The sequence below is a fragment of the Nocardia sp. NPDC050710 genome, from assembly GCF_040654375.1.
Lineage (GTDB): Bacteria > Actinomycetota > Actinomycetes > Mycobacteriales > Mycobacteriaceae > Nocardia.
On record NZ_JBFAHV010000031.1, the window covers coordinates 20835 to 41736 of the forward strand.

Annotated in this window: 19 protein-coding genes and 1 tRNA gene; 11 read left to right on the forward strand and 9 right to left on the reverse strand. The window is 66.7% G+C overall.

Going from position 1 to position 20902, the window contains the following annotated elements:
* Positions 1–65: 65 nt before the first annotated feature.
* Complete coding sequence (locus tag AB0H61_RS34690; protein ID WP_357311993.1) at positions 66–230, forward strand: hypothetical protein; 165 nt, start codon at positions 66–68, stop codon at positions 228–230.
* A 298-nt stretch (positions 231–528) separates the two neighbouring features.
* Entirely contained in the window at positions 529–1146 is a 618-nt protein-coding gene (locus AB0H61_RS34695) for a TetR family transcriptional regulator (RefSeq protein WP_357311994.1), read from the forward strand.
* Here the strand turns inward: AB0H61_RS34695 and AB0H61_RS34700 are convergent.
* Complete coding sequence (locus AB0H61_RS34700; protein ID WP_357311995.1) at positions 1069–2796, reverse strand: methyltransferase domain-containing protein; 1728 nt, start codon at positions 2794–2796, stop codon at positions 1069–1071. The two genes, AB0H61_RS34695 and AB0H61_RS34700, sit on opposite strands and share 78 nt — an antisense overlap.
* Here AB0H61_RS34700 and AB0H61_RS34705 point away from each other — a divergent pair.
* Both AB0H61_RS34705 and AB0H61_RS34710 read left to right on the forward strand, forming a co-directional pair.
* A complete protein-coding gene (locus tag AB0H61_RS34705; protein WP_357311996.1) occupies positions 2795–3373 on the forward strand; it encodes an ElyC/SanA/YdcF family protein in 579 nt (192 codons plus the stop codon). The two genes, AB0H61_RS34700 and AB0H61_RS34705, sit on opposite strands and share 2 nt — an antisense overlap.
* 362 nt (positions 3374–3735) lie before the next feature.
* Complete coding sequence (locus AB0H61_RS34710; RefSeq protein WP_357311997.1) at positions 3736–4431, forward strand: nitroreductase; 696 nt, start codon at positions 3736–3738, stop codon at positions 4429–4431.
* Between the two features lie 323 nt (positions 4432–4754).
* Here AB0H61_RS34710 and AB0H61_RS34715 read toward each other — a convergent pair whose 3' ends face one another.
* The 7 genes from AB0H61_RS34715 to aceE form a co-directional block, all read right to left on the reverse strand.
* Positions 4755–5240: a helix-turn-helix domain-containing protein gene (locus AB0H61_RS34715; RefSeq protein WP_357311998.1), complete on the reverse strand. Its 486-nt coding sequence runs from the start codon at positions 5238–5240 to the stop codon at positions 4755–4757.
* Between the two features lie 129 nt (positions 5241–5369).
* A complete protein-coding gene (locus AB0H61_RS34720; RefSeq protein WP_357311999.1) occupies positions 5370–6803 on the reverse strand; it encodes a carboxyl transferase domain-containing protein in 1434 nt (477 codons plus the stop codon).
* A 111-nt stretch (positions 6804–6914) separates the two neighbouring features.
* A complete protein-coding gene (locus AB0H61_RS34725; protein ID WP_357312000.1) occupies positions 6915–8165 on the reverse strand; it encodes a KasA/KasB family beta-ketoacyl-ACP synthase in 1251 nt (416 codons plus the stop codon).
* Positions 8166–8175: 10 nt separating this feature from the next.
* Positions 8176–8475 (reverse strand): meromycolate extension acyl carrier protein AcpM, encoded by a 300-nt coding sequence (gene acpM, locus AB0H61_RS34730; RefSeq protein ID WP_069166942.1) that lies wholly within the window; start codon positions 8473–8475, stop codon positions 8176–8178.
* A gap of 122 nt (positions 8476–8597) precedes the next feature.
* A complete protein-coding gene (locus tag AB0H61_RS34735) occupies positions 8598–9512 on the reverse strand; it encodes an ACP S-malonyltransferase (RefSeq protein WP_357312001.1) in 915 nt (304 codons plus the stop codon).
* A 128-nt stretch (positions 9513–9640) separates the two neighbouring features.
* Positions 9641–10915, reverse strand: coding sequence for a helix-turn-helix domain-containing protein (locus tag AB0H61_RS34740; RefSeq protein ID WP_357312111.1), 1275 nt, complete (start codon positions 10913–10915; stop codon positions 9641–9643).
* A gap of 71 nt (positions 10916–10986) precedes the next feature.
* Complete coding sequence (aceE, locus tag AB0H61_RS34745) at positions 10987–13887, reverse strand: pyruvate dehydrogenase (acetyl-transferring), homodimeric type (RefSeq protein WP_357312003.1); 2901 nt, start codon at positions 13885–13887, stop codon at positions 10987–10989.
* 277 nt (positions 13888–14164) lie between these two features.
* Here aceE and AB0H61_RS34750 point away from each other — a divergent pair, with 277 nt between their 5' ends.
* The 5 genes from AB0H61_RS34750 to AB0H61_RS34770 all read left to right on the forward strand — a co-directional run bounded on the left by AB0H61_RS34750 (position 14165) and on the right by AB0H61_RS34770 (position 16916).
* Positions 14165–14722, forward strand: coding sequence for a hypothetical protein (locus AB0H61_RS34750; protein ID WP_357312004.1), 558 nt, complete (start codon positions 14165–14167; stop codon positions 14720–14722).
* A 117-nt stretch (positions 14723–14839) separates the two neighbouring features.
* On the forward strand, positions 14840–15262 hold the full coding sequence (locus AB0H61_RS34755) for a DUF3052 domain-containing protein (RefSeq protein WP_357312006.1): 423 nt from the start codon (positions 14840–14842) through the stop codon (positions 15260–15262).
* A 73-nt stretch (positions 15263–15335) separates the two neighbouring features.
* Positions 15336–15800 (forward strand): peroxiredoxin, encoded by a 465-nt coding sequence (locus AB0H61_RS34760; protein ID WP_357312007.1) that lies wholly within the window; start codon positions 15336–15338, stop codon positions 15798–15800.
* Between the two features lie 31 nt (positions 15801–15831).
* Positions 15832–15903: transfer RNA gene (locus AB0H61_RS34765), tRNA-Val, on the forward strand.
* 398 nt (positions 15904–16301) lie between these two features.
* Complete coding sequence (locus AB0H61_RS34770) at positions 16302–16916, forward strand: hypothetical protein (protein WP_357312009.1); 615 nt, start codon at positions 16302–16304, stop codon at positions 16914–16916.
* Positions 16917–17188: 272 nt separating this feature from the next.
* On the opposite strand, the gene AB0H61_RS34775 is transcribed toward AB0H61_RS34770, so the two are convergent.
* Positions 17189–18148: a helix-turn-helix transcriptional regulator gene (locus AB0H61_RS34775; protein WP_357312011.1), complete on the reverse strand. Its 960-nt coding sequence runs from the start codon at positions 18146–18148 to the stop codon at positions 17189–17191.
* Positions 18149–18340: 192 nt separating this feature from the next.
* Between AB0H61_RS34775 and AB0H61_RS34780 the strand changes: the two genes are divergently transcribed.
* Positions 18341–19240: an MBL fold metallo-hydrolase gene (locus AB0H61_RS34780; protein ID WP_357312012.1), complete on the forward strand. Its 900-nt coding sequence runs from the start codon at positions 18341–18343 to the stop codon at positions 19238–19240.
* A 77-nt stretch (positions 19241–19317) separates the two neighbouring features.
* Positions 19318–20853 (forward strand): carboxylesterase family protein, encoded by a 1536-nt coding sequence (locus AB0H61_RS34785; RefSeq protein WP_357312014.1) that lies wholly within the window; start codon positions 19318–19320, stop codon positions 20851–20853.
* Positions 20854–20902 lie beyond the last annotated feature (49 nt).

A 20902-nucleotide genomic window follows, 5' to 3' on the forward strand; every position in this document is an offset into this window, starting at 1 on the left:
CCGGGGGTGGCGGGTGGCGTGGCGTGCAGGTAGGAGGTATCACGGTGGCGTACAGGGACTCTAGTATGCACCGGCCGAAGGGGCGGATCAGTGTCGCGGATATCGCGGCCCAACCAGGCGGCATCGAGGCGCTACAGCGCCGGGTTCACGAATTACGCTCCAGTGGCGTAGATTTCGCGGCCAATGCGATCGAGCAGGAGATGGCCGACCTGGACCTACCTCGACAGTAGGGCCGACTACCGCGGCAGCGGCTCGGCACGCGCCCGCGAAGCGCGCCGGTATCCGAATGGACCGGCATCGTGCCCTCCAACTGCTTTCACCCGCGACCTCCGGTTCCCACGCGGCCGAACTCGCGCGATAACGTCGGCCCGATCCGGCGACATAGTGAGATGATTCATACGCCTTTAACTCAGGGGTTATCGAAACCTGGGTGGTAACCGCGCGCGCCGGTGAAATAATGAACGCCCCACGCCCGCACCGTCGCGACGCCGCCACGCCACGCCAGCGCACCGACTGACTGGAGACCCGATGCCCACCGTCCCGCCCATGCTGCAGCGCATTCTCGACAAGCCCGTCGCCGACGGCGAGAAGCTGCTGGAGAGCGCGCTTTCGGCCTTCCTGGACTTCGGCATCAAGCGCACCAGCATGGGTGAGATCGCCCGCCGCGCGGGCATCAGCCCGGCCACCCTCTACCGCCGCTTCGAGTCCAAGAACGACCTGGTCGAGGCGGTCAGCGTCCGGGAGGCGCAACGCTTCGTCGCGGAAATCGACAAGCGGGTGCAGACGGTCGAAGGCACCGAGGATCAACTGGTGGAGATCTTCGTCGCCTTCATCACCGCGATCGCGCGCAACGAACTGCTGCGCAGGCTGCTGCGCACCGAACCCGACCTGATCCTGCCCCGGCTCACCACCGAGGCGGGGCCGATCCTCGCCGTCGGCCGCACCTACCTCGCCGGCAAGCTGCGCGAGTTGCGCGCCGCGGACGGCGACTTCGACGCCGACCTGGTCGCCGAAATCATGGCCCGCCTCGCCCTGTCGCTGGCGCTCACCCCGGATGGGCTCATCCCGCTAGGCGACGCCGCGGCCGGACGTGAATTCGCCCGCCGCACCCTGCTGCCCATGGTCGGGGTCAGGGCCACCGCCTGACGCGACCCCGAAGGCCGCCGCCACGAGATCGTCGAGGATTCGTCGCGCGGTATCGTCGACCGAACGCCCGTCGACGAATTCACCGACCAGCGCGACGATCTCGGCCACACCGGGGGCGCCGGGATCCGGCAGCGGCAGCCGCGAGACGTACTGGGTGATCCACCGCCGCCGCCCCGCGTACAGCCGATTGCCACAGACGGCGTCGTAGAAACGCAGACCCAGCGCCGAATTCGCCACGCCCATCAGCAGATACGCCAGTCGCTCGCTCGCATCGAGATCGGCGAGCGAAATCCAATAGCAGTCCCCGTTCACCACCGCCCCGGATCGATCGAGGGCGAACCGGGGACGCTCACTGATATCCGGGAACACCAGCTTCGGCACCCGCCACAGGTGCGGCCGCTGCGGCACCCAGATCTCGAACCAGCCCCGGCCGCTGTCGAGCACGTACTGCCTGCCCGCCAATGTCGCCTCATGCGACCTGAGATAGGCGGCGGCGCCGGGGAATTCGGCCAGATCTACCGGCGTGCGGCGCGGGACCGCGGTGTCGTAGGGGTACAGCACCCTGGTGTCGCGGGTCCGCGCGATCCGCCACGGCACCAGATCGTGGTGGGTGATCAGATCGAACAGCAGCTCCGGCTCCGGCCTCGGTTCCACCTCGTGCCACCGGTCGGAGATGAACACCCGATCGGCGGTCGTCTTGATTCCCACCCGGATTCGCGCCACCTCGCCGAAGCTGCGCCAGGTGCGGTCGGCGATATCCGCCAGCCACGAATCGACGCCCGGTCGCGACATCCGCCACGTCGGTGCGGATTTCGCGGGCTCGCCGGTGTACAGGGTGCCGACCTCGACGGCGTAGGTGCGCCCATTGTGCGCGACCAGACCGCCGGTGTCACCGGTCAGGGCCTCGAAAAGGTCTGTCGCGGTACCGGTCTCGGTGTCGGCCGCCTCGTAGGCGGAGACAAAGCGGCAATCGCGGTCGGCCGTGGTCCGGGTCGCGATGGTGACAGCGGGCAGCACCGCGGCCTCGAACAACTTGGTGTCACCGAGATCGTAGAGTTCGACCGGTGTGAGCTCGGAACGCAGCACAACGCGGATATTCGCGCCCGCTCTGGTCGTGATGAATCGGTTGGCACACAACAGGCCGAGCGCACCGCCCTGACACAGCAGCCGGGGTGCGATGGCCACGAACGGATGGGTGAGGTCGATCCGTCCGCGCAACCCGAACTGTTTGCTGAGCAGCTGTGCGGTGGCACCGCCCAACTGCTGGGTGCGGACATACGGTGGATTGGTGATGATCGCGTCGAAACTGCTGTCCGCCAACTCTTCCGACGCGCTCAGAAAATCCCCGACCTGCCACTCGACCTCGATACGCGCGGCCCGCGCCCGGCGGCGCGCCACCGCCAGCGCGGTCTCGTCCAGATCGAAACCGGTCAGCTCCACCCGGACGCCGGGCAGCCGGACGGCGGCCTCGCGATACAGGGCCAGCAGCAGTTCTCCATCCCCGCACGCCGGATCCAGCACCCGAAGCACACCGGGCACCGAGGGCCGCGGCATATGCGCGAGCAATCGCCGCGCCAGGAAACGCGCGAGCGCGGGCGGCGTGTAGTGCCTGCCGTGCCGCTTGCGCGCGTCACGGGCCTCGGAACCCATGGCTCGGATTCTGCCAGCCGCCCCGATACCCGGCCCCGGTTTCGGGATCGTGGGCGGCGCGGCGGTCGGGTGGGTGCGTCACCGCGCCGACGGCCACGCATACACCGCCGAATCGGTGCCCGGCGCGGATGTCGCGATCATCTTCGGTGCGCAGGTGTACGCCGACGGTCGCCCCTCGCCGTATCTGGCGGCTCGGCTCGATATCGGACGCCGACTGCTGGAGACCGGCAAGGTGAGGGCGCTGCTGCTCACCGGCGACCACGGCAGCTGGTCCTATGACGAACCGAATGCCATGCGTTGCTACCTGATGGGCCAGGGCGTCCCATCGGCGAAGCTCGCCGTCGACTATGCGGGCTTCGACACCTATCAGTCCTGTATCCGGGCGAAACGGATCTTCGGCGTCGACCGAGCCGTCGTCGTCACCCAGGACTTCAGCATGCCGCGCACCATCGCGCTGTGCCGCTCCGCGGGCATCGCCACCGTCGGCGTCGCCGACGAGAACCAGCCGCACAACCCGGTCTACTGGAAGTGCTGGCTACGCGACCAGCTCGCGGCCACCAAGGCGGTCGCCGCATGATCACCCATCCGGATCCGAAGTTCCTCGGCGACCGGGAGACCAGCGTCCGCGACGCGATCGCGGCCGAACCGCAGTGAGCCGACCACTACGCCGAAGGATGTAGCCGGATCTCGCCGTTCGCCGGATTCCGCCCAGGTCGCCATCCTGGCCCACCAGGCGGGCGAATCCTGATCCACAGCAACGGATTCCAGAGCCACACCGGCTCACGCGGCACGTCATCGCAGCAACGGCCTTGCGGTACAAACCGACCCGCGGGCGCGCCGAAATCAACCCCGTGTACGCGCATTCGATAGTTCCGAAACGAGACCAACGGTGCTACCGTTCAGTCTCGAAATGAGACCACTATCGAAAGGGGTGGGTGGATGAACCCGACCGATGTGCCGACCGAGGACTACTCGACGCTGCGACGGATCCTCGATGGGCGGTGGACCTGCCGCCAGTTCGCGGCCGATCAGGTTCCCCGGGAAAAGATCGAGGCACTCCTGCGGCTCGCTCAGCGCACGCCCTCGTGGTGCAATACCCAACCCTGGCAGGTGGTGATCACCGAGGGCGCGGGAACCGACCGGTTCCGCAAGGAACTACTCGAACATGTCGCCACCGCGACACCGGAGCCGGATTTCCCGTTTCCCGCGAGGTACACCGGCGTCTTCCGCGACCGCAGACGCGAGTGCGGATTCCAGTTGTACGACAACGTCGGCATCGCGAAGGGCGACCAGGCGGGCACCATGCGCCAGGCCCTGCGCAACTTCGAACTCTTCGACGCGCCGCACGTCGCGATCGTGACCACCGAAGTCGACCTCGGCGTGTACGGCGCCGTCGACTGCGGCCTCTACCTGGGCAACTTCCTGCTCGGCGCCCAGAGCCTCGGCCTCGGCGCCGCCCCGCAGGCCGCGCTCGCCTCGTACTCCCCCTTCCTGCGCGGCTATTTCGGCATCCCCGACAACCGGCAGGTGGTCGCCGCCATCTCCTTCGGCTACCCCGACACCGACCACCCCGTCAACGCCTTCCGCACCTCCCGCGCGGAGCCGGATCAGGTCGCCACCTGGCATACCGACTGACGCACCGAAGATCCGTCGCGGGCGAGCACGGCATCCGCGGCCGCGGCGCCTCCCGTCGTTCCGTCGTCACCGCGGGTATCCGCACGTCACGGCGGGTGTGCGCACCCCGACCGCACTCCTCCGGAAGCGCTACGTCAATCCCGGTCGGCCGCACCTCACCGACCCCGCTCGCGACGGTCACGACCGCACCGCCCGCCGAACCCGCCAACATCTCCTGTGGCGTGGGACCCTTCAGCCTGGCCGTCTTCGCGATCACCACCATGCGAGAACCCGGCCGAGAAGGTACGCCTTAGTTCCCGGCCGCCGTACACGGCGACCCACGGTCAACGCGCGGCGTGTCCGGCCTCGGTCCGGATCGCATCCCCGGTCAAGCCGGGCCCCGGCTCCGGCACAATCTCCCGGGCCGTCAATTCGCTTCCGCAGGAATCACATTCGAGGTTCACATGGGCCTCGCCGGTGCACCCTCGATGGCGGTATTCGACGGGCGGTCCGTCCGGCGCCATATAGGTGTCGCCCCAATCCCGAATCGCCATCAGGATGGGGTAGATGTCGTGCCCCTTGGGCGTGAGCCGATACTCCTCATGGGCGCCGACCGCCGCCTTCTGCTTCACCAGGATGCCATGTTCGATGAGCCGGTCCAGCCGATCCTGCAGCCTGCTGCGCGAGATCCCCAGCGCGCTCTGGAAGGCATTGAACCGGCGCACTCCCGCGAAGGAGTACTTCAGGATGACCAGTGTCCACCGGTCACCCAGAATCACCAGCGGCCGCGTAATCGAGCACGGCTCCTCGGCTAACTCCTCGTAACGCACCCTTCGATGCTACCCAGCGGCGGAACCCGCGCCTTCGCATTCGCTGGACTCCCGCACGGTGTCACCGGTGGAAAAAGCGTGGGCCCCGGGAGATTTCCCGGGGCCCACGCTTCGAGCTACCAGCTCACATCACAGCGGAATGTTCTTGTGATGGCTCTTGCGCGCCGGCGCGGACGCCAGCGCCGCGGCGATGATGCTACGGGTCTTCGCCGGGTCGATGACCTGGTCGACGACGCCGATCGCGATCGCACGCTCCACGCCGCCGGCGATCTTCTCGTGCTCAACGGTCAGACGCTCGTGCAGCGCCTCACGCTCTTCCTCCGGCGCGGCCGCGAGGGCCTTCTTGTGCAGGATGCCGACCGCGGCCTTGGCGCCCATGACGGCGACCTCGGAACCCGGCCAGGCGTACACCGCGGTCGCGCCAAGCGAACGGGCGTTCATCGCGATGTAGGCGCCACCGTAGATCTTCCTGGTGACCAGCGTGACCCGAGGAACCCGTGCCTCGGCGAACGCGTGCAGCAGCTTGGCGCCGCGACGCACCACGCCCTCCCACTCCTGGCTCACGCCGGGCAGGTAGCCGGGAACGTCGGTGACGACGATCAACGGGATGCCGAAGGCGTCGCACAGCCGTACGAAACGTGCCGCCTTCTCGGCGCTTTCGGAGTTCAGGCAACCACCGAGACGCAGCGGGCTGTTGGCCAGCACGCCGACGGTGCGACCGCCGAGGCGACCGAGACCGGTCACCATGCTGCGCGCGTAACCACCCTGCAACTCCTCGAAGGAGGATTCGCCGTTGATGTTGTCGAGCAGCTCGTGGACGATCGGCTTCACGTCGTAGGCGCGCTTGGCCGACTCCGGCAGCATCGCCTTCAGGTCGACATCGCCGTGTTCGGCGGCGACGAGGTCGAATTCGCCCTGCTCGGCGAACATCGACACCAGTCGGCGGGCACGGTGCAGCGCATCGGCCTCGCTGTCGGCGACGATGTGGGTGACGCCGGACTTCTTGCCGTGGGTCTCCGGTCCACCGAGCGTGGCCATGTCGACCTGCTCACCGGTGACGCTGCGGACCACGTCGGGTCCGGTCACGAAGACCCGGCCCTCGGGAGCCATGATCACGATGTCGGTCAGCGCGGGACCGTAGGCGGCGCCGCCGGCCGCGAACCCGAGTACCACCGAGATCTGCGGAACCAAGCCGGACGCGCGCACCATGGCTTCGAAGACCAGGCCGACGGCGTGCAGGGCTTCGACACCTTCCGCAAGGCGAGCGCCACCGGAATGCCAGATACCGACCACGGGAACACCCGAATCGATGGCGGTGTCGATGGCGTCGACGATGTGCTTGCAGCCCTCGACGCCCATCGCGCCGCCCATGACGGTGGCGTCGGAGCAGTAGGCCACGGTGCGGACACCGTCCACCTCACCGATCGCGGCGAGGACACCGGACTTGTCACGCGGGTGCAGCGGCAGAATGGTGCCGGGATCGAAGAATCGCTGGAGCCTGCCCAGCGGATCACGCGGATCGGTCGCAGTCTCGTGTTGAAACGCGGGAGCCACAATTGTCATCGCGTTCTCTCCTCAATCAATGAGTGTGCCGCAATCGCGGCTGCGTATGTCGAACCGCGGTGGGGTCGCGATAGCGACCCCACCGGGATCGTTGTGCAGTCGATCGTGCGGCTACGCGCGACCGAAGGCGAGCGCGACATTGTGCCCACCGAAACCGAAGGAGTTGTTGATCGCGTATTCGATTTCCTGGCGGCGGGCTTCCCCGTGCACCACATCGAGGTCGATCTCCGGGTCCTGATTCTCCAGATTCAGCGTCGGCGGAACGATGCCGTCCCGGATGCTGAGCACGGTGAGCACGGATTCGAGGGCGCCGACGGCACCGATCGAGTGGCCCAGCGCGGACTTCGGCGCGTAGACCGAGGCGTGGTTGCCGACGGCCTTGTTGATCGCATTCGCCTCGGCGGTATCACCGATGGGTGTTGCGGTCGCATGTGCATTGATATGCGTGATGTCCTTGGCGGTCAGACCGGCGGTCTGCAGCGCACGCTTCATGGCACGCGCGGCGCCGTCACCCGTGGGATCCGGTGCGACCAGGTGGAATCCGTCCGAGGTGATACCCGCGCCCAACAGCCGGGCGTGGATGGTGGCACCACGAGCCTTCGCGTGCTCTTCGGTCTCGATGACCATCAGGGCACCGGCCTCACCGAAGACGAACCCGTCACGATCCTTGTCGAACGGACGCGAAGCGCCCTTCGGATCCTCGTTGCGGGTGCTCATGGCGCGCATCATCGTGAATGCCGCGATCGGCACCGCGTCGATGAAGCCCTCGACGCCACCGGTGACGACCATGTCGGCGTCACCCATGACGATCATGCGCCACGCGTTGGCAATGGCCTCGGAGCCGGATGAGCATGCCGAGACCGGAGTGACCACTCCTGCCCGGGCCTTCAATTCGAGACCGACCACGGCCGAAGGGCCGTTCGGCATGACCATCTGAACAGCCAGCGGCGAGATCTTGCGATAGCCGCCGTTCTTCAGCTTGTCGACCGAGTCGATGAGGGCGTCACCGCCACCGAGCCCGGTGCCGATGGCCACACCCAGCCGCTCGGGGTCGACCTCCGGGCTGCCCGCGTTGCGCCAGACTTCGCGACCGAGCACGGTCGCAAGCTGCTCGACGTAGGCCATGCGCCGACATTCGACCCGGCTCAGCAGGGTGTCCGGCCGAACCTTCAGGTGACCGCCGATGCGGACCGGAAGGTCGTATTCCTCGACGAAGGAATCCTCGAGAACGTCGATACCGCTCTCGCCGTTGAGGAGTCCCTTCCACGTCGCATCGACGTCACCCGCGATCGACGTGGTCGCCGCCAGGCTAGTTACGACGACGTTGGGGAAATTCCCGTTCAAGGTGGAAGGAGTGGTCACTGTTTCGGCCCTACTCGGCGTCGAACTTGGCCTTGAGCTCCGCGGCGGCTTCGCTGTTCTCCGCCTCGAGCTTCTGGATGTAGGCGACAGCGTCGCCGACCGTCTTCAGGCTGGCCAGATCCTCGTCCGGGATCTTTACGCCGTACTTGTCCTCGGTCTGGACTGCGATTTCGACCATGGACAACGAGTCGATGTCCAGGTCATCGACGAAGGACTTCTCGATGGTCACCTCGGAGGGTTCGATACCCGTAACCTCTTCGATGATCTTGCCGAGTTCCTCGACGATTTGTTCCTGGGTCAGAGCGGCCACGTTGTGGCTCCCTTCTTGTTACTTTGTAGGGCTCTTCTGTTTATTTCGAATCGAGCAGATAGTTGGTTACCACCTGCTCGGTCACGACTGTGCAAATTTCGCCGCACCGTCGCGGAGGAAAGCTAGCCGGAGGTTGTGAGCCCGGCCAACGCGGGGAGGTCTTCCGGGGTCTTCAGGGCCAATGTGGGTGTGCCCTTCAGCTCCCGCTTGGCAATGCCGACCAGCGTGCCCGCCGGCGGCAACTCCGCCACCCCCGAAACCGCCGCGGCGCGGACGGTCTCGGTGCACAGATCCCAGCGAACAGGCCGTGTGACCTGTGCCGCGAGTTTGTCGATCGCATCCCGCCCCGAGGCGACCGGCTTGCCGTCGAAGTTCGACAGCAGCACCCGGTTCGGCTCGTTGGGCGTGATCCTGCTCATGGCTTCCGTCACGGCGTCCTGGGCCGGAGCCATGAACGCGGTGTGGAAGGCCCCTGCGACGGGGAGCGCGCGCACACGCACCTTCTCCGGCGGGTTGGCCGCCAGTTCCGCCAGGGCATCGAGTTTGCCCGCGGCCACGATCTGGCCCACCGCGTTGCGGTTGGCCGGAACGAGATCCAGTTCCGCGAGCCTTTCGAGGACGGCAGCCTCATCGCCACCGAGCACCGCGGACATTCCGGTCGGCTCCAGTGCGCACGCCTTCGCCATCTCCGCACCGCGGATGGCGGCCAGCACCACCGCGTCATCCGGGGAGATGACCCCGGCGACCGCGGCGGCGGCGAACTCGCCGACCGAATGTCCGGCAACGATGGTATCCGCCGGAAGTGAGTCCGGCTCGATCTCAGCGAAGGCCAGCAACGCGGCGGCAACGACCAGCGGCTGGGTCACGGCGGTGTCGACGATCTCGTCGGCCGTCGCGGTGGTGCCGAGACGGACCAGATCCAGGCCGGAGGCCTTGGACCAGAGGGCGAGACGCTCTCCCGCGCCGGGAAGGTCGAGCCAAGGCGCGAGCATGCCGGGGGTCTGGGAGCCCTGTCCAGGGGCGAACAACGCGATCACGCTTCTAAGAAAACACTGTGAGGCAGGCCGCACGAGATGTCGACGCGAATGAAGCTTCTCGACCGCTTTTGTGGGGGTCCCACAAAAGCGCACGTGGGTTGCCCCGATCGACCGACCCGCGAGATCTGTTACATCCCTTCGGGACTCACGGCGATGTGAGGTACCTCTGGGGTAGATGTTGACGATTCGTTACGAGTTCGTGTCAAACGACCCACCGTGGCCGCGATCCGGAGCACATAGGCATCCCGGGGATTCATCGGGTCACGCCCGGTAATCTCGGCGATTCGTTTGAGTCGGTAGCGAACCGTATTTGGATGGACGTACAGCTGACGGGCACATGTCTCGACGGCTCCACCGCAATCCAGGTAGGCATCGAGAGTGTCCGCCAGCGACGATCCCGCCGCAGCCAACGGGAGCACAAGATACTCGTTCAACGCGTCGACCGCAGCTCTATCGCCCAACAAAGCGCGCTCGGGGAGCAATTCTGTCGCATGCACCGGTCGTGGCGCACCTCGCCAGCCCACCACGGCCTCCATACCGGCCAGGGCCTCCACCGCGCTGGCATGCGCAGCGCCGAGCGTACGGGTGGTCGGCCCGATCACCACCGGACCGTCGGAGAAGACCTCGTTCAGCAGGTCCGCCAGGAAGGCCGAGATATAGGAGGTATCTCCGAGATGTCCGCTGACCACCATCACCAGCCGCGAACCCTGCACCACCGCCAGCGCCGCGCGACCGTGCCGGGCGGCGATGGTGTGCACCGCGCCGACCATCGACACGCCCTGATCCTCCGGCGGGGTGCCCACCAGCACCGTTGCGGGCGCGGTCGCGTCCCAGTTCAGCGTGGCGGCCCGGGACAGCATGTCCGGGCCGGTATCCCCGCGCACCACGGCGTCGACGACCAGCGCCTCCAGCCGGGTGTCCCACGCACCGCGCGATTCCGCGGCGCTGGCGTACACCGAGGCGGCCGCGAAGCCGAGCTCACGCCCGTATCGCAGCACCGCCTCGGTGAGCGCCACCAACTGGCGGTCGTTGCGCGCCAGTGCGGGCAGCCACTGCTCGAAGAACTCCATGGCCACCCGGACCATGTCCACGGTCTGGCGCAGCGTGAGCCGCCGCGCCAGATCCTGTGGAATCACTTGGAACGCATCCAGACTGAAGCGAATATCGCTGTCCGGATCCTGGAGCCACTCCAGGAAGTTCACCACCGCGGTCTGCACCAGCATCTGGACGCCGGCCCGTTGGGCGGCGTCCAGATCGGCGAAGAACGGCAACCGATCCTGCATCGACCCGACCGCCTCGGTGGAGAGGCGCCCGGAGAACTGCTTCACACGTTTGAGCAGTGTGTCCGGGAGCGGATCACGGGTCTGCCGGTTCGGAGAGAGCGCGCCGGTCGGCAGATACACCTCGTGCTCGGACGAGCCTTCGGAGATCCGTCGGGGTCGCGGCGGTTTACGGTCCACGATCCAATAGTCCGCTACGCGAGTTCTTCGTCTGTGCTTGCGGCCGACTTCGGCGCGGCGTCCACGTCATCGATGCGGTACTTGGCGGCCGCCTCGAGCACCCTGGCCTGGTCGAATTTGCCGACGCGGGCGAGGGCTTCCAGGGCCGCGACCGCGATCGACTGTGCGTCGACATTGAAGACCCGGCGCGCCGCGGAGCGCGTGTCGGAGAAACCGAAGCCGTCCGTGCCGAGGGTGGTGAAATCCCCGGGCACCCATTTGCGCACCTGATCCGGCACCGCGCGCATCCAGTCCGTCGCGGCGATGTACGGGCCCTCGACCCGCGACAACGCCTCGGTGACGTACGGAACTCCCGGATCCACGGCCGGGTTGCGCAGCGCCGCGATGTCCTTGGCCAGCGCCTCCTTGCGGAGCTCACCCCACGACGTCACCGACCAGACATCGGCCTGCACGCCCCACTCCTCGGCGAGCAACGCCTGCGCGCGCAGGCCGTCGGGCACCGTGACGCCGGAGACCAGGATCTGCGCGCGCACGTCACCTGCTCCCCCGCGCCTGTACAGGTAGATGCCCTTGAGCAGACCCGCGATGTCCAGGTCGTCCGGCTCGGCAGGCTGCTGGTACGGCTCGTTGTAGAGGGTGATGTAGTAGAAGATGTCCTCGCCACCGAAGGTATCGGTGTCGGGCCGGACCGCCGGTTCGGTGCCGGGCAGCGCCGACTGATGTGGCGGGGTGGTGCCACCGCCGTACATCCGGCGCAGACCGTCGCGCACGATATGCGCGATCTCGAACGCGAAGGCCGGGTCGTAGGTGACCACCGCCGGATTGGTGGCGGCGAGCAACAGCGAGTGGCCGTCGTTGTGCTGTAGGCCCTCACCGGTCAAGGTTGTTCGCCCAGCGGTTGCTCCGAGCACGAATCCGCGCGCGAGCTGATCCGCGGCGGCCCACAGTCCGTCGCCGGTGCGCTGGAAACCGAACATCGAGTAGAAGATGTACAGCGGGATCATCGGCTCGCCGTGGGTGGCATACGAGGTGCCCGCCGCGGTGAACGACGCGGTCGAACCGGCCTCGTTGATGCCCTCGTGCAGAATCTGCCCGATGGCGCTCTCTTTGTAGGCAAGCATCAATTCCGCGTCGACGGACGTATACAACTGCCCGTTGCGGTTGTAGATCTTCAACGAAGGGAACCACGAGTCCATACCGAAGGTACGGGCCTCGTCCGGGATGATCGGCACGATCCGCTTGCCGATCTCCTTGTCCCGCAGCAGCTCCTTCATGAGGCGCACGAGCGCCATGGTGGTTGCCACGTTCTGCTTACCCGAACCCTTGCGCACCGAGCGGTACGCCTCGTCGCCGGGAAGTCGCAGAGGCTTTGCTGCCGACCGGCGCTCGGGCAGGAACCCACCCAGCGCCTGACGGCGATCCAGCATGTACTGGATTTCGCGCGCCTCCATACCGGGGTGATAGTACGGCGGCAGGTACGGATCCTTCTCCAACTCCGCATCGGTGATCGGGATCCGCTGCAGATCGCGGAAATCCTTGAGGTCCTGCAACGTCAGCTTCTTCATCTGGTGTGTGGCGTTGCGGCCCTCGAAGTGCTTACCGAGGGTATAGCCCTTGATGGTCTTGGCCAGAATCACCGTCGGCTGGCCCTTGTGCGCCATCGCGGCGGCGTAGGCGGCGTACACCTTGCGGTAGTCGTGGCCGCCGCGCTTGAGGTTCCAGATCTCCGGATCCGACAGATCCTGCACCAGCGCCTTGGTGCGCGGGTCGCGGCCGAAGAAGTGATCGCGGACATACGCGCCGTCATTGGCCTTGTAGGTCTGGAAATCTCCGTCGGGTGTGGTGTTCATCAGGTTCACCAGGGCGCCGTCGCGATCCGCGCCGAGCAGCGCGTCCCACTCACGACCCCAGATGACCTTGATGACATTCCAGCCCGCGCCACGGAAGAACGACTCGAGCTCCTGGATGATCTTGCCGTTGCCGCGCACCGGCCCGTCCAGCCGCTGCAAGTTGCAGTTGACGACGAAGGTCAGGTTGTCCAGCCCCTCCATCGCCGCGACATGCGCCAGACCGCGCGACTCCGGCTCGTCCATCTCGCCGTCGCCGAGGAAGGCCCACACATGCTGGTCGGAGGTGTCCTTGATACCGCGATCGTGCAGGTAGTGGTTGAACCGGGCCTGGTAGATGGCGTTCATCGGGCCCAGACCCATGGAGACGGTCGGGAACTCCCAGAAGTTGTTCAGCAGCCGCGGATGCGGATACGACGGCAGGCCGTGGCCGGGACCGCCGTGGCTGTATTCCTGACGGAAGCCGTCGAGCTGGTCGGTGCTGAGCCTGCCCTCAAGGAAAGCGCGCGCGTAGATACCGGGTGAGGCGTGGCCCTGGATGAAGATGGAATCGCCGCCGCCCGCATGGTTCTTACCGCGGAAGAAGTGATTGAAGCCGACCTCGTACAGCGCCGCCGAGGACGCGTAGGTCGAGATGTGGCCGCCGACCCCGATTCCGGGGCGCTGCGCGCGATGCACCATGATCGCGGCGTTCCACCGGATCCAGGCGCGGTAGCGGCGCTCCACCTCCTCGTCGCCGGGGAACCACGGCTCGTTCTCGGTGGGAATGGTGTTGACGTAGTCGGTTGAGGTCAACGCCGGGATGGCGACACGACGTTCACCGGCCCGCTCCAGCAGACGGAGCATGAGGTAGCGCGCCCGGCCCGGACCTTCCCGGTCGAGCATGTCATCGAACGACTCGAGCCATTCGCTGGTTTCCTCCGGGTCGATGTCCGGCAGGTAGGACGCCACCCCTTCGCGGATCACCCGCACCCGGCCCGCCGGCTGGGCATGGGACCCGTTCGGGGTAGAGGCGGAATCGGTGCCAGCGGATTTCGCTGGAGCGGAAGAGTGGATCAGGTCGGTCAAATCTGCTCCTCGTACAGGGGTGGACAAGCTGATGGCGTCTGTTTCCCCGGGCGGAGCGCTGGTGTGCGGACCACCCGTTACGAAAGGTTCGGGCGCACCCTCCATCCTTGCCGATGGTGCGTCCCAGGTCATCATGTCAGCAGGAAATCCAGTACGGTTTCCTCGGCAATGGGTTACCCGGTAGTTTTTCCGACGCGAGCCAGGTCCAGGCGCTGCCCAGCCGCTCGAGTACGTGCTATCGATACCGCCGACACTTGACGCAAGAGCGGAGAGGACGATGAAGGTGCTGGACCCACGCGGGTTCGGATTGGTGTGCGCGACCGCCGCGGTCGTGGCCGGACTGACCGTCGCGGGCTGCGCGAATCGGGTTGAGGGAACCGCCAATCCGAACGCCTCGGATCTAGCCGCGTACAAAACCGAGGCCGCCGCTTCCTCCGCGGCGGCCACCTCGTCCCGCCGGGCGGCGGCCCAGACCCAGGCCATCAGCGACAACTGCGGCCAATTCCCCACCACCACGGGTGTCGGAGTCAAGGCCTACAACGATTTCGTCGACGCGCACGACTCCAATGCGCACGACTACGCCGCCAAGCGCGAGGCGGCCTCCACGACCCTCGACGGGGCCGCCAACAAGGTCGAGACCGGAGTCAACGCCGCCGCGGGCGCGCTGCCCGATGATCTTGCCGGAAAATTCTCCGAGTACGTCGCCGCGGCGCGACTGCTCGCGACGGAGACCCGGAAAATGACCTATACCGCGCCGGTCGGGCCGCTCAACGAGGCGAGTAGGCGGGTCAACGACGCACGCAACGCGGTCCGCGACGCGTGCCCGAAACGCTGAAATCCCGCACCCGCAGCGCGACATTCGGTGGGTATTTCGTCCGATCGGCTTGCGCTCGAGCCGATAACCATGTTCGCTTGCAACTACCTACTGTCGGGAGTTGAGGAGGACACCACCGTGGTCGCCGCGGCGGACGCGCAGAACTACGCTCAGAAGCTTGGCATTACACACGGCATGGTTGTCCAGGAACTGGGCTGGGACGAGGACACCGACGACGACCTGCGGGCCGATGTCGAGGACGCCAGTGGCGGTGAAATGGTGGACGAAGACTCCGATGAGGTCGTCGACGCCGTACTGCTCTGGTGGCGAGAGGGAGACGGCGATCTTGCCGACGAGCTGATGGAAGTCATCAGCCCGCTGGCCGACGACGGCTTCATCTGGGTTCTCACCCCCAAGACCGGTCAGCCTGGCCATGTCGATCCGAGCGAGATCGCCGAAGCCGCGCCCACGGCTGGACTGACGCAGACCTCTGCGATCAGCCTCGGCTCATGGGCCGGAAGCAGACTGGTGCAGCCCAAGGCACCTTCGAAGCAACGCTGACCCTTTCGCTATGGTTTCGCCGGGCGGTGCACCCACCGCCCGGTGGAGACCCGACACGATGGAGGATTCGCGTATGCCACTCGAAGTCGGCACTGTCGCGCCGGATTTCACGTTGAAGGATCAGAACAACCAGGAAGTCAGGTTGTCCGACTTCCGCGGTAAGAAGAACGTGCTCATCGTCTTCTACCCGCTCGCCTTCACCGGGATCTGTCAGGGTGAACTCTGCAAGGTACGAGATGAGCTGCCCAAGTTCCAAAACGATGACGCGGAGATCCTCGCCATCTCGGTCGGCCCGCCGCCCACCCACAAGATCTGGGCGGCCGAACAGGGCTACACCTTCCCGTTGCTGTCCGACTTCTGGCCGCACGGCGCCATCGCCCAGGCCTACGGCGTCTTCAACGAGAAAGCCGGCTACCCCAACCGCGGAACCTTCGTCGTCGACAAGTCCGGCAACATCCGTTTTGCCGAGATGAACGGCCCCGGAGAGCCCCGTGACCAGGCGGCTTGGGAGAAAGCGCTCTCCGCGCTAGATTCATAAGCCGCACCGTCGGTTCCCGCCGACGGAGTGCGGGCGTATAGCTCAGCGGTAGAGCACTGGTTTTACACACCAGCGGTCGGGGGTTCGATCCCCTCTGCGCCCACAGATGAAGTACCAGCTAGACAACAGTTCCACCGCCTCGCCACCCCTGCTCCACGCGCGCTCCGTGGAGCAAACATGGAGCAGGCAGTTACGAGAGCCAACCGGCAGGATCTCCGTCAGCTCAATCGCTGAACATGAGCCGGGCACCGCGACACATTGAAACGGCCGTTCTTCTCGGTGGCATAGGTCATATTTCCTACTCGAGCAGTAACGCAGATAGCGCCCGAAACGGGCGAACCTCGACCGTAACGGACGAGTGCCCCGAAACGGGCCCCAAACTTCCCCCCAATGCAGTGACTTAGAACGGCGTGTGGCGCGCTGCACGCCGTTGAATTCGACACCGCTTAAGGTCTGACTCGGTCCGCCCATCAAGGGGCAGTTGAGTGGAGGGATTCGAAGATGAAGTTCGAGAAGATCACTGCTGCCGTTTTCATGGCCATCTCGGCCGTGGGTGTCACTGCGGCAACCGCCCATGCAGAGCCGGCCGTAGCGGAGCAGCCGACTGTAGTGACTGCGGGGGGCACGACTTCCGGTGTGGATCACGGAATCAACTACCAGGTCGCCGTTTCGCCAGACGCCAGGGTCATTGTCACCGTCGAGAATGGCAAGTTCGAGATCGCGCCGAACGGTGCGGCGGTGCTCGAGTCCGGCGACGGAGCGGCGGTGACCGAAGTGCCGCAATGGTACGCCGTCGACGGGCGTTCGATCGCGATTGCGCAGCACATCGCCGCGGACGGCCGCACCCTGACGCTGACACCGACCCCGACGGCAGAAGATATTGCGCAACTGAAGGCCATCAGCTCCTACGACCGGCTCGAGGAGCAGATCAACAAGAACCTGCCTGGTGTCGTCGGCGGTGCCATCGTGGGCGGCATCCTCGGGGCGTGCCTGCCCCTGATATGGGGGATCAGCGTTCCCGCGGGTGTGCTGATCGGTGGAACCGTCGGCGGATACGTCCAGGGCGGCCCGGAGTTCCTCGACGCCGTACAGGCGTTCGCCACCGGCCAGCCGTGATCACAGGCAGGTGAAATAGCGGCCGACTGGTCGGGGGGTTGAGGCACTGTGGAGACCCGCAAGCGGGTGCTCGATGGCCTTGATGCGATGGTCGCGCGGTGATCTGGTGCAGGCGTGGCCGGGGAGGGCTTCCCGGCCCGGCCACGGTCATGTACGAGCGACTCGAGGAACGTGCCATGGAGAAGGTGCCGCACCATCGCACCTACTTTCGCCTCGGGATCGGTCCGAGTCGGCGGGGCCAAGCCGAGCGGCCTCGGTGCTGAATGCAGGCTCTAGCCCCAGACCGGTGGCTCCAATTCGGCGTGTGAGTGGAATGTGGCCACGGTGGGCGCAGAGTGCCGATTGTCGGGAAGGCGTGCGGGCGGCTCGGCCGGTTGAGCCACATGGGTCAGGATGGCCAGTGCTGATGCCGACGGGGAATCAAGTGGGGCTGTGCAGGTGACGAGGGTCTGGTCGGGGTGTTCGACCGACCTCAGTGTTTGTTGGGTGATGGTGAGGTCCCCGATCAACGGGTGGTGCAGCTGGTAGTGGGCGGTCGCGCATGCCTGGACCCGGTGGCCGTTCCAGAGGGTGCCGAATTCCGGGCTGGCCATGGTGAGGCTGCCGATCAACGACGCCAGTGCTGGGTCGTCGGGGTGGGCGCCTGCGATAAGCCGCAGGTTGCCGACGACTGCGCGGGCCTTGCGCGGCCAATCGGCGTAGAGGGCGCGGGTGTCGGGGTCGAGGAACACCATCCGGGTCATATTCGGTCTGCGACCGGGGACCGAGGGGCAGTCGGGGTCGAGATTCGCGGCGAGGAGGGCGTGGCCGAGAGGGTTCCAGGCGAGCACATCGCTGCGGCGACCCAGCACGAGCGCAGGCACCGATGGCATGGCGTTGAGCAGCTCGAGCAGGGCTGGGTCAGCATGCTCGACGGGTGCCGGGCGCGTGAGGCGGCGGCCTGCGGACTCGGCCAGTGCGTGCAGGTGGCGTCGTTCGGTGGCGGTCAACGCGAGCGCGGCGGCGATAGCGTCGAGGACCTCCGGGGAGGCGTTGCGGGATTGGCCCTGTTCGAGCCGGGCGTAGTAGGACGGGCTGACCCCTGCCAGGAGGCTCAACTCCTCGCGGCGCAGTCCCGGAACACGGCGACGTTCGCCGTAGGGCGTGAGTCCCACCTGCTCGGGTCGCACCCTGGCCCGACACGCCTTGAGGAACGCCCCGAGCTGTCCGGGCTGGTCTTCGCGGTCGCTCATCACGTCATTGTCGCTGCCGGATGCGGAGTTGTCCTGACCCTGCCGGGGTGTGGACACCGTTGACGCACCCGCGCCAGCGGCACCTCCGCAGGGTGTGGTTACCGACGTCGGGCACTTGAAAACTCAGTGGCACGGCCCATGAGCCGTCCGGCATCCGGTCACGGCGTCGGGAACACGCAGCGAAGGAACCTGATGAATGAGATTGTGCTCGGTGATGTCACCGTGTCGCGGATCGAGGAAATGCACGGGCCGGTGGGCATGACGCCCGACCAGTTCTTCCCCGGCTCACCCGACCAGCATTGGGACGAGCAGCGGCCGATGCTGGTTCCGGATCACCTCGACCCGGACGACAACATCGTTCAGGTCGCGATGCAGACCTGGGCGCTGCGCAGCGAAGGCCGGATCATCCTGGTGGACACCGGCATCGGCAACGACAAGACCCGCCCAGCGGTTGAAGGCTGGGACCACCTCGACCTGGGGTATTTGACCAATCTCGCCGCGGCAGGCATCGCGCCCGAGGAGGTGGACTTGGTGATCAACACCCACCTACATGTCGATCACGTCGGCTGGAACACCCGCCTCGTGGACGGGCAGTGGGTGCCGACATTCCCCAACGCCACCTACCTGATGCCGCGTGCGGACTACGAGCACTGGAATCCGGCCAACAACCCGAACATCGCGGGCGGTGTCAACGAGAACGTGTTCGAGGACAGCGTCGCACCGGTTTACGCCGCAGGCCAGGTGCAGCTATGGGAGGCCGAATACGTCGTGGACGCGAATCTCACGTTGCGGGCGGCACCGGGGCATACTCCCGGTTCGAGCGTGCTGGTGTTGGCGTCGGGCAGCGACAAAGCACTGTTCGCGGGAGACCTGGTGCATACGCCCCTGCAGATCGCTCACCCCGAACACAACAGCTGCTTCTGCGAGGACCCCGCCGCCGCGAGGGCGACCCGACTTCGGCTGCTGGGTTGGGCGGCCGACCACACCGCGCTGGTATTGCCCGCGCACTTCAGCGGACACAGCGCCCTCGAAATCGTCCGCGACGCCAGTGCGTTCGCGATCAAGAACTGGGCTCCGCTGCCCGCCTACTGACTGAAGTCGCCCCGCCCCGCACCCACGCGGGGCGGCGCTGCACCCCTCACACGCTACCTAGATCAAGGCGCTCCATGATGGCTTCACAATCCGCCGATTCGCAACCTGCCGATGTCGTGTGCGAGGTGGAAAGCGGCCGGCTCCGCGGCACTGCGTACCCGACACACACCGTGTTCTACTCCATCCCCTACGCCGCTGCGCCGGTCGGGATCGGCCGTTTTCAGGCGCCGGCTCCCGTTCGGCCGTGGCCGGGTGTGCGTGCGGCCACCGCGCCGGGGCCGACCGCTCCGCAGCTCCCGCGCGGCCGTTTCGGATCGCTGGATATCTCGGCGTATTTCGCCCCCGGGTGGCGGGTCGGACCCGACTACCTGACTGTCAACATCTGGTCACCCCGCGATGCGGCCGGCGGCGCCCCGGTGCTGGTGTTCTTGCACGGCGGCGCGTTCGTCGCAGGGTCGTCGCACTCGCCGATGCTCGACGGCTCCCGATTCGCACAGCACGGCGTCGTGGTTGTCACGGTGAACTACCGCCTGGGCATTGCCGGGTTCCTCGACATCCCCGGCGCCTTCCCGAATCGGGGCCTCGCCGATGTCCTTGCCGCGTTGGCGTGGGTCAAGCGCAACATCGCCGTCTTCGGCGGCGACCCCACGCGGGTGACCCTGGCCGGTCAGTCCGCCGGGGCGATGCTCACCGCCGCCGCGATCGCCGCACCCGAGGCCGCCGGCCTGTTCGGGCGTGCCGTGATGCAAAGCGGCAGCGGCAGCGCGGCATTCAGCCCTGAACAGGCCGCGATCGTGCGTGATGCCGCCGCAGCGACGCTCGGGGTAACAGCGACACTCGACGGATTCGCCGACCTGACAGATCAGCAGCTCATCGATGCCGTGCCGGCGCTCACCGGTCTCGACCTCGACACCACGACGGTCCGTGACCCGCTGCAACGGATTACACCGCTGGGTGTGGTCCTCGACGACCAGCCCGTCACCACCGTGGCCCACGCCGCGGGCCACCCTGTCGACCTGCTGATCGGCCACAACACCGACGAAGGAAATCTGTATCTGTTGCCCAACGGCGTCGCGGCGGCGACAACCCCGCAACAGCTGACCGAAGCCGCCGAGTACGCCGACCCCGACCCGGACCGGCTGCTGTCGATCTACAGGAGGCTGCATCCCACCGCCACACCGGGCAGGCTGCGCTCGATCATCCTGGGCGACGCGGTATTCGGGGCCGGTAGCCGAGCCATGGCCGACAGTCACTCGGCGGCGGGCAACCGCACCTACGCCTATGCGTTCGGCTGGCGCTCGCCCGCACTTACCAGGCAACTCGGCGCCACCCACATCGTCGAGCTGCCCTTCGTCTTCGAGAACCTGCTGCCCACCCTCCAGGGCGCGGACGGGCTACTAGGCACGCCTGCGCCTACCCCGCTGGCCGCCCGAGTACATCGCGCCTGGGTCGACTTCGTCACCATCGGTACACCCGGCTGGCCCGAATACCGCCCCGACCGGCGCACCACGCAGCTCATCAACGACGAATGGGCCGTTGTCGAGGACCCGTTCGCCGCCGAACGCGACGCCTGGACCCACACCCACCACACCCGAACAGGAAACACCCTCTGATGTTCTATGAAATTCGCCGATACCAAGTACAGCCGGGCCGCCGTGACGA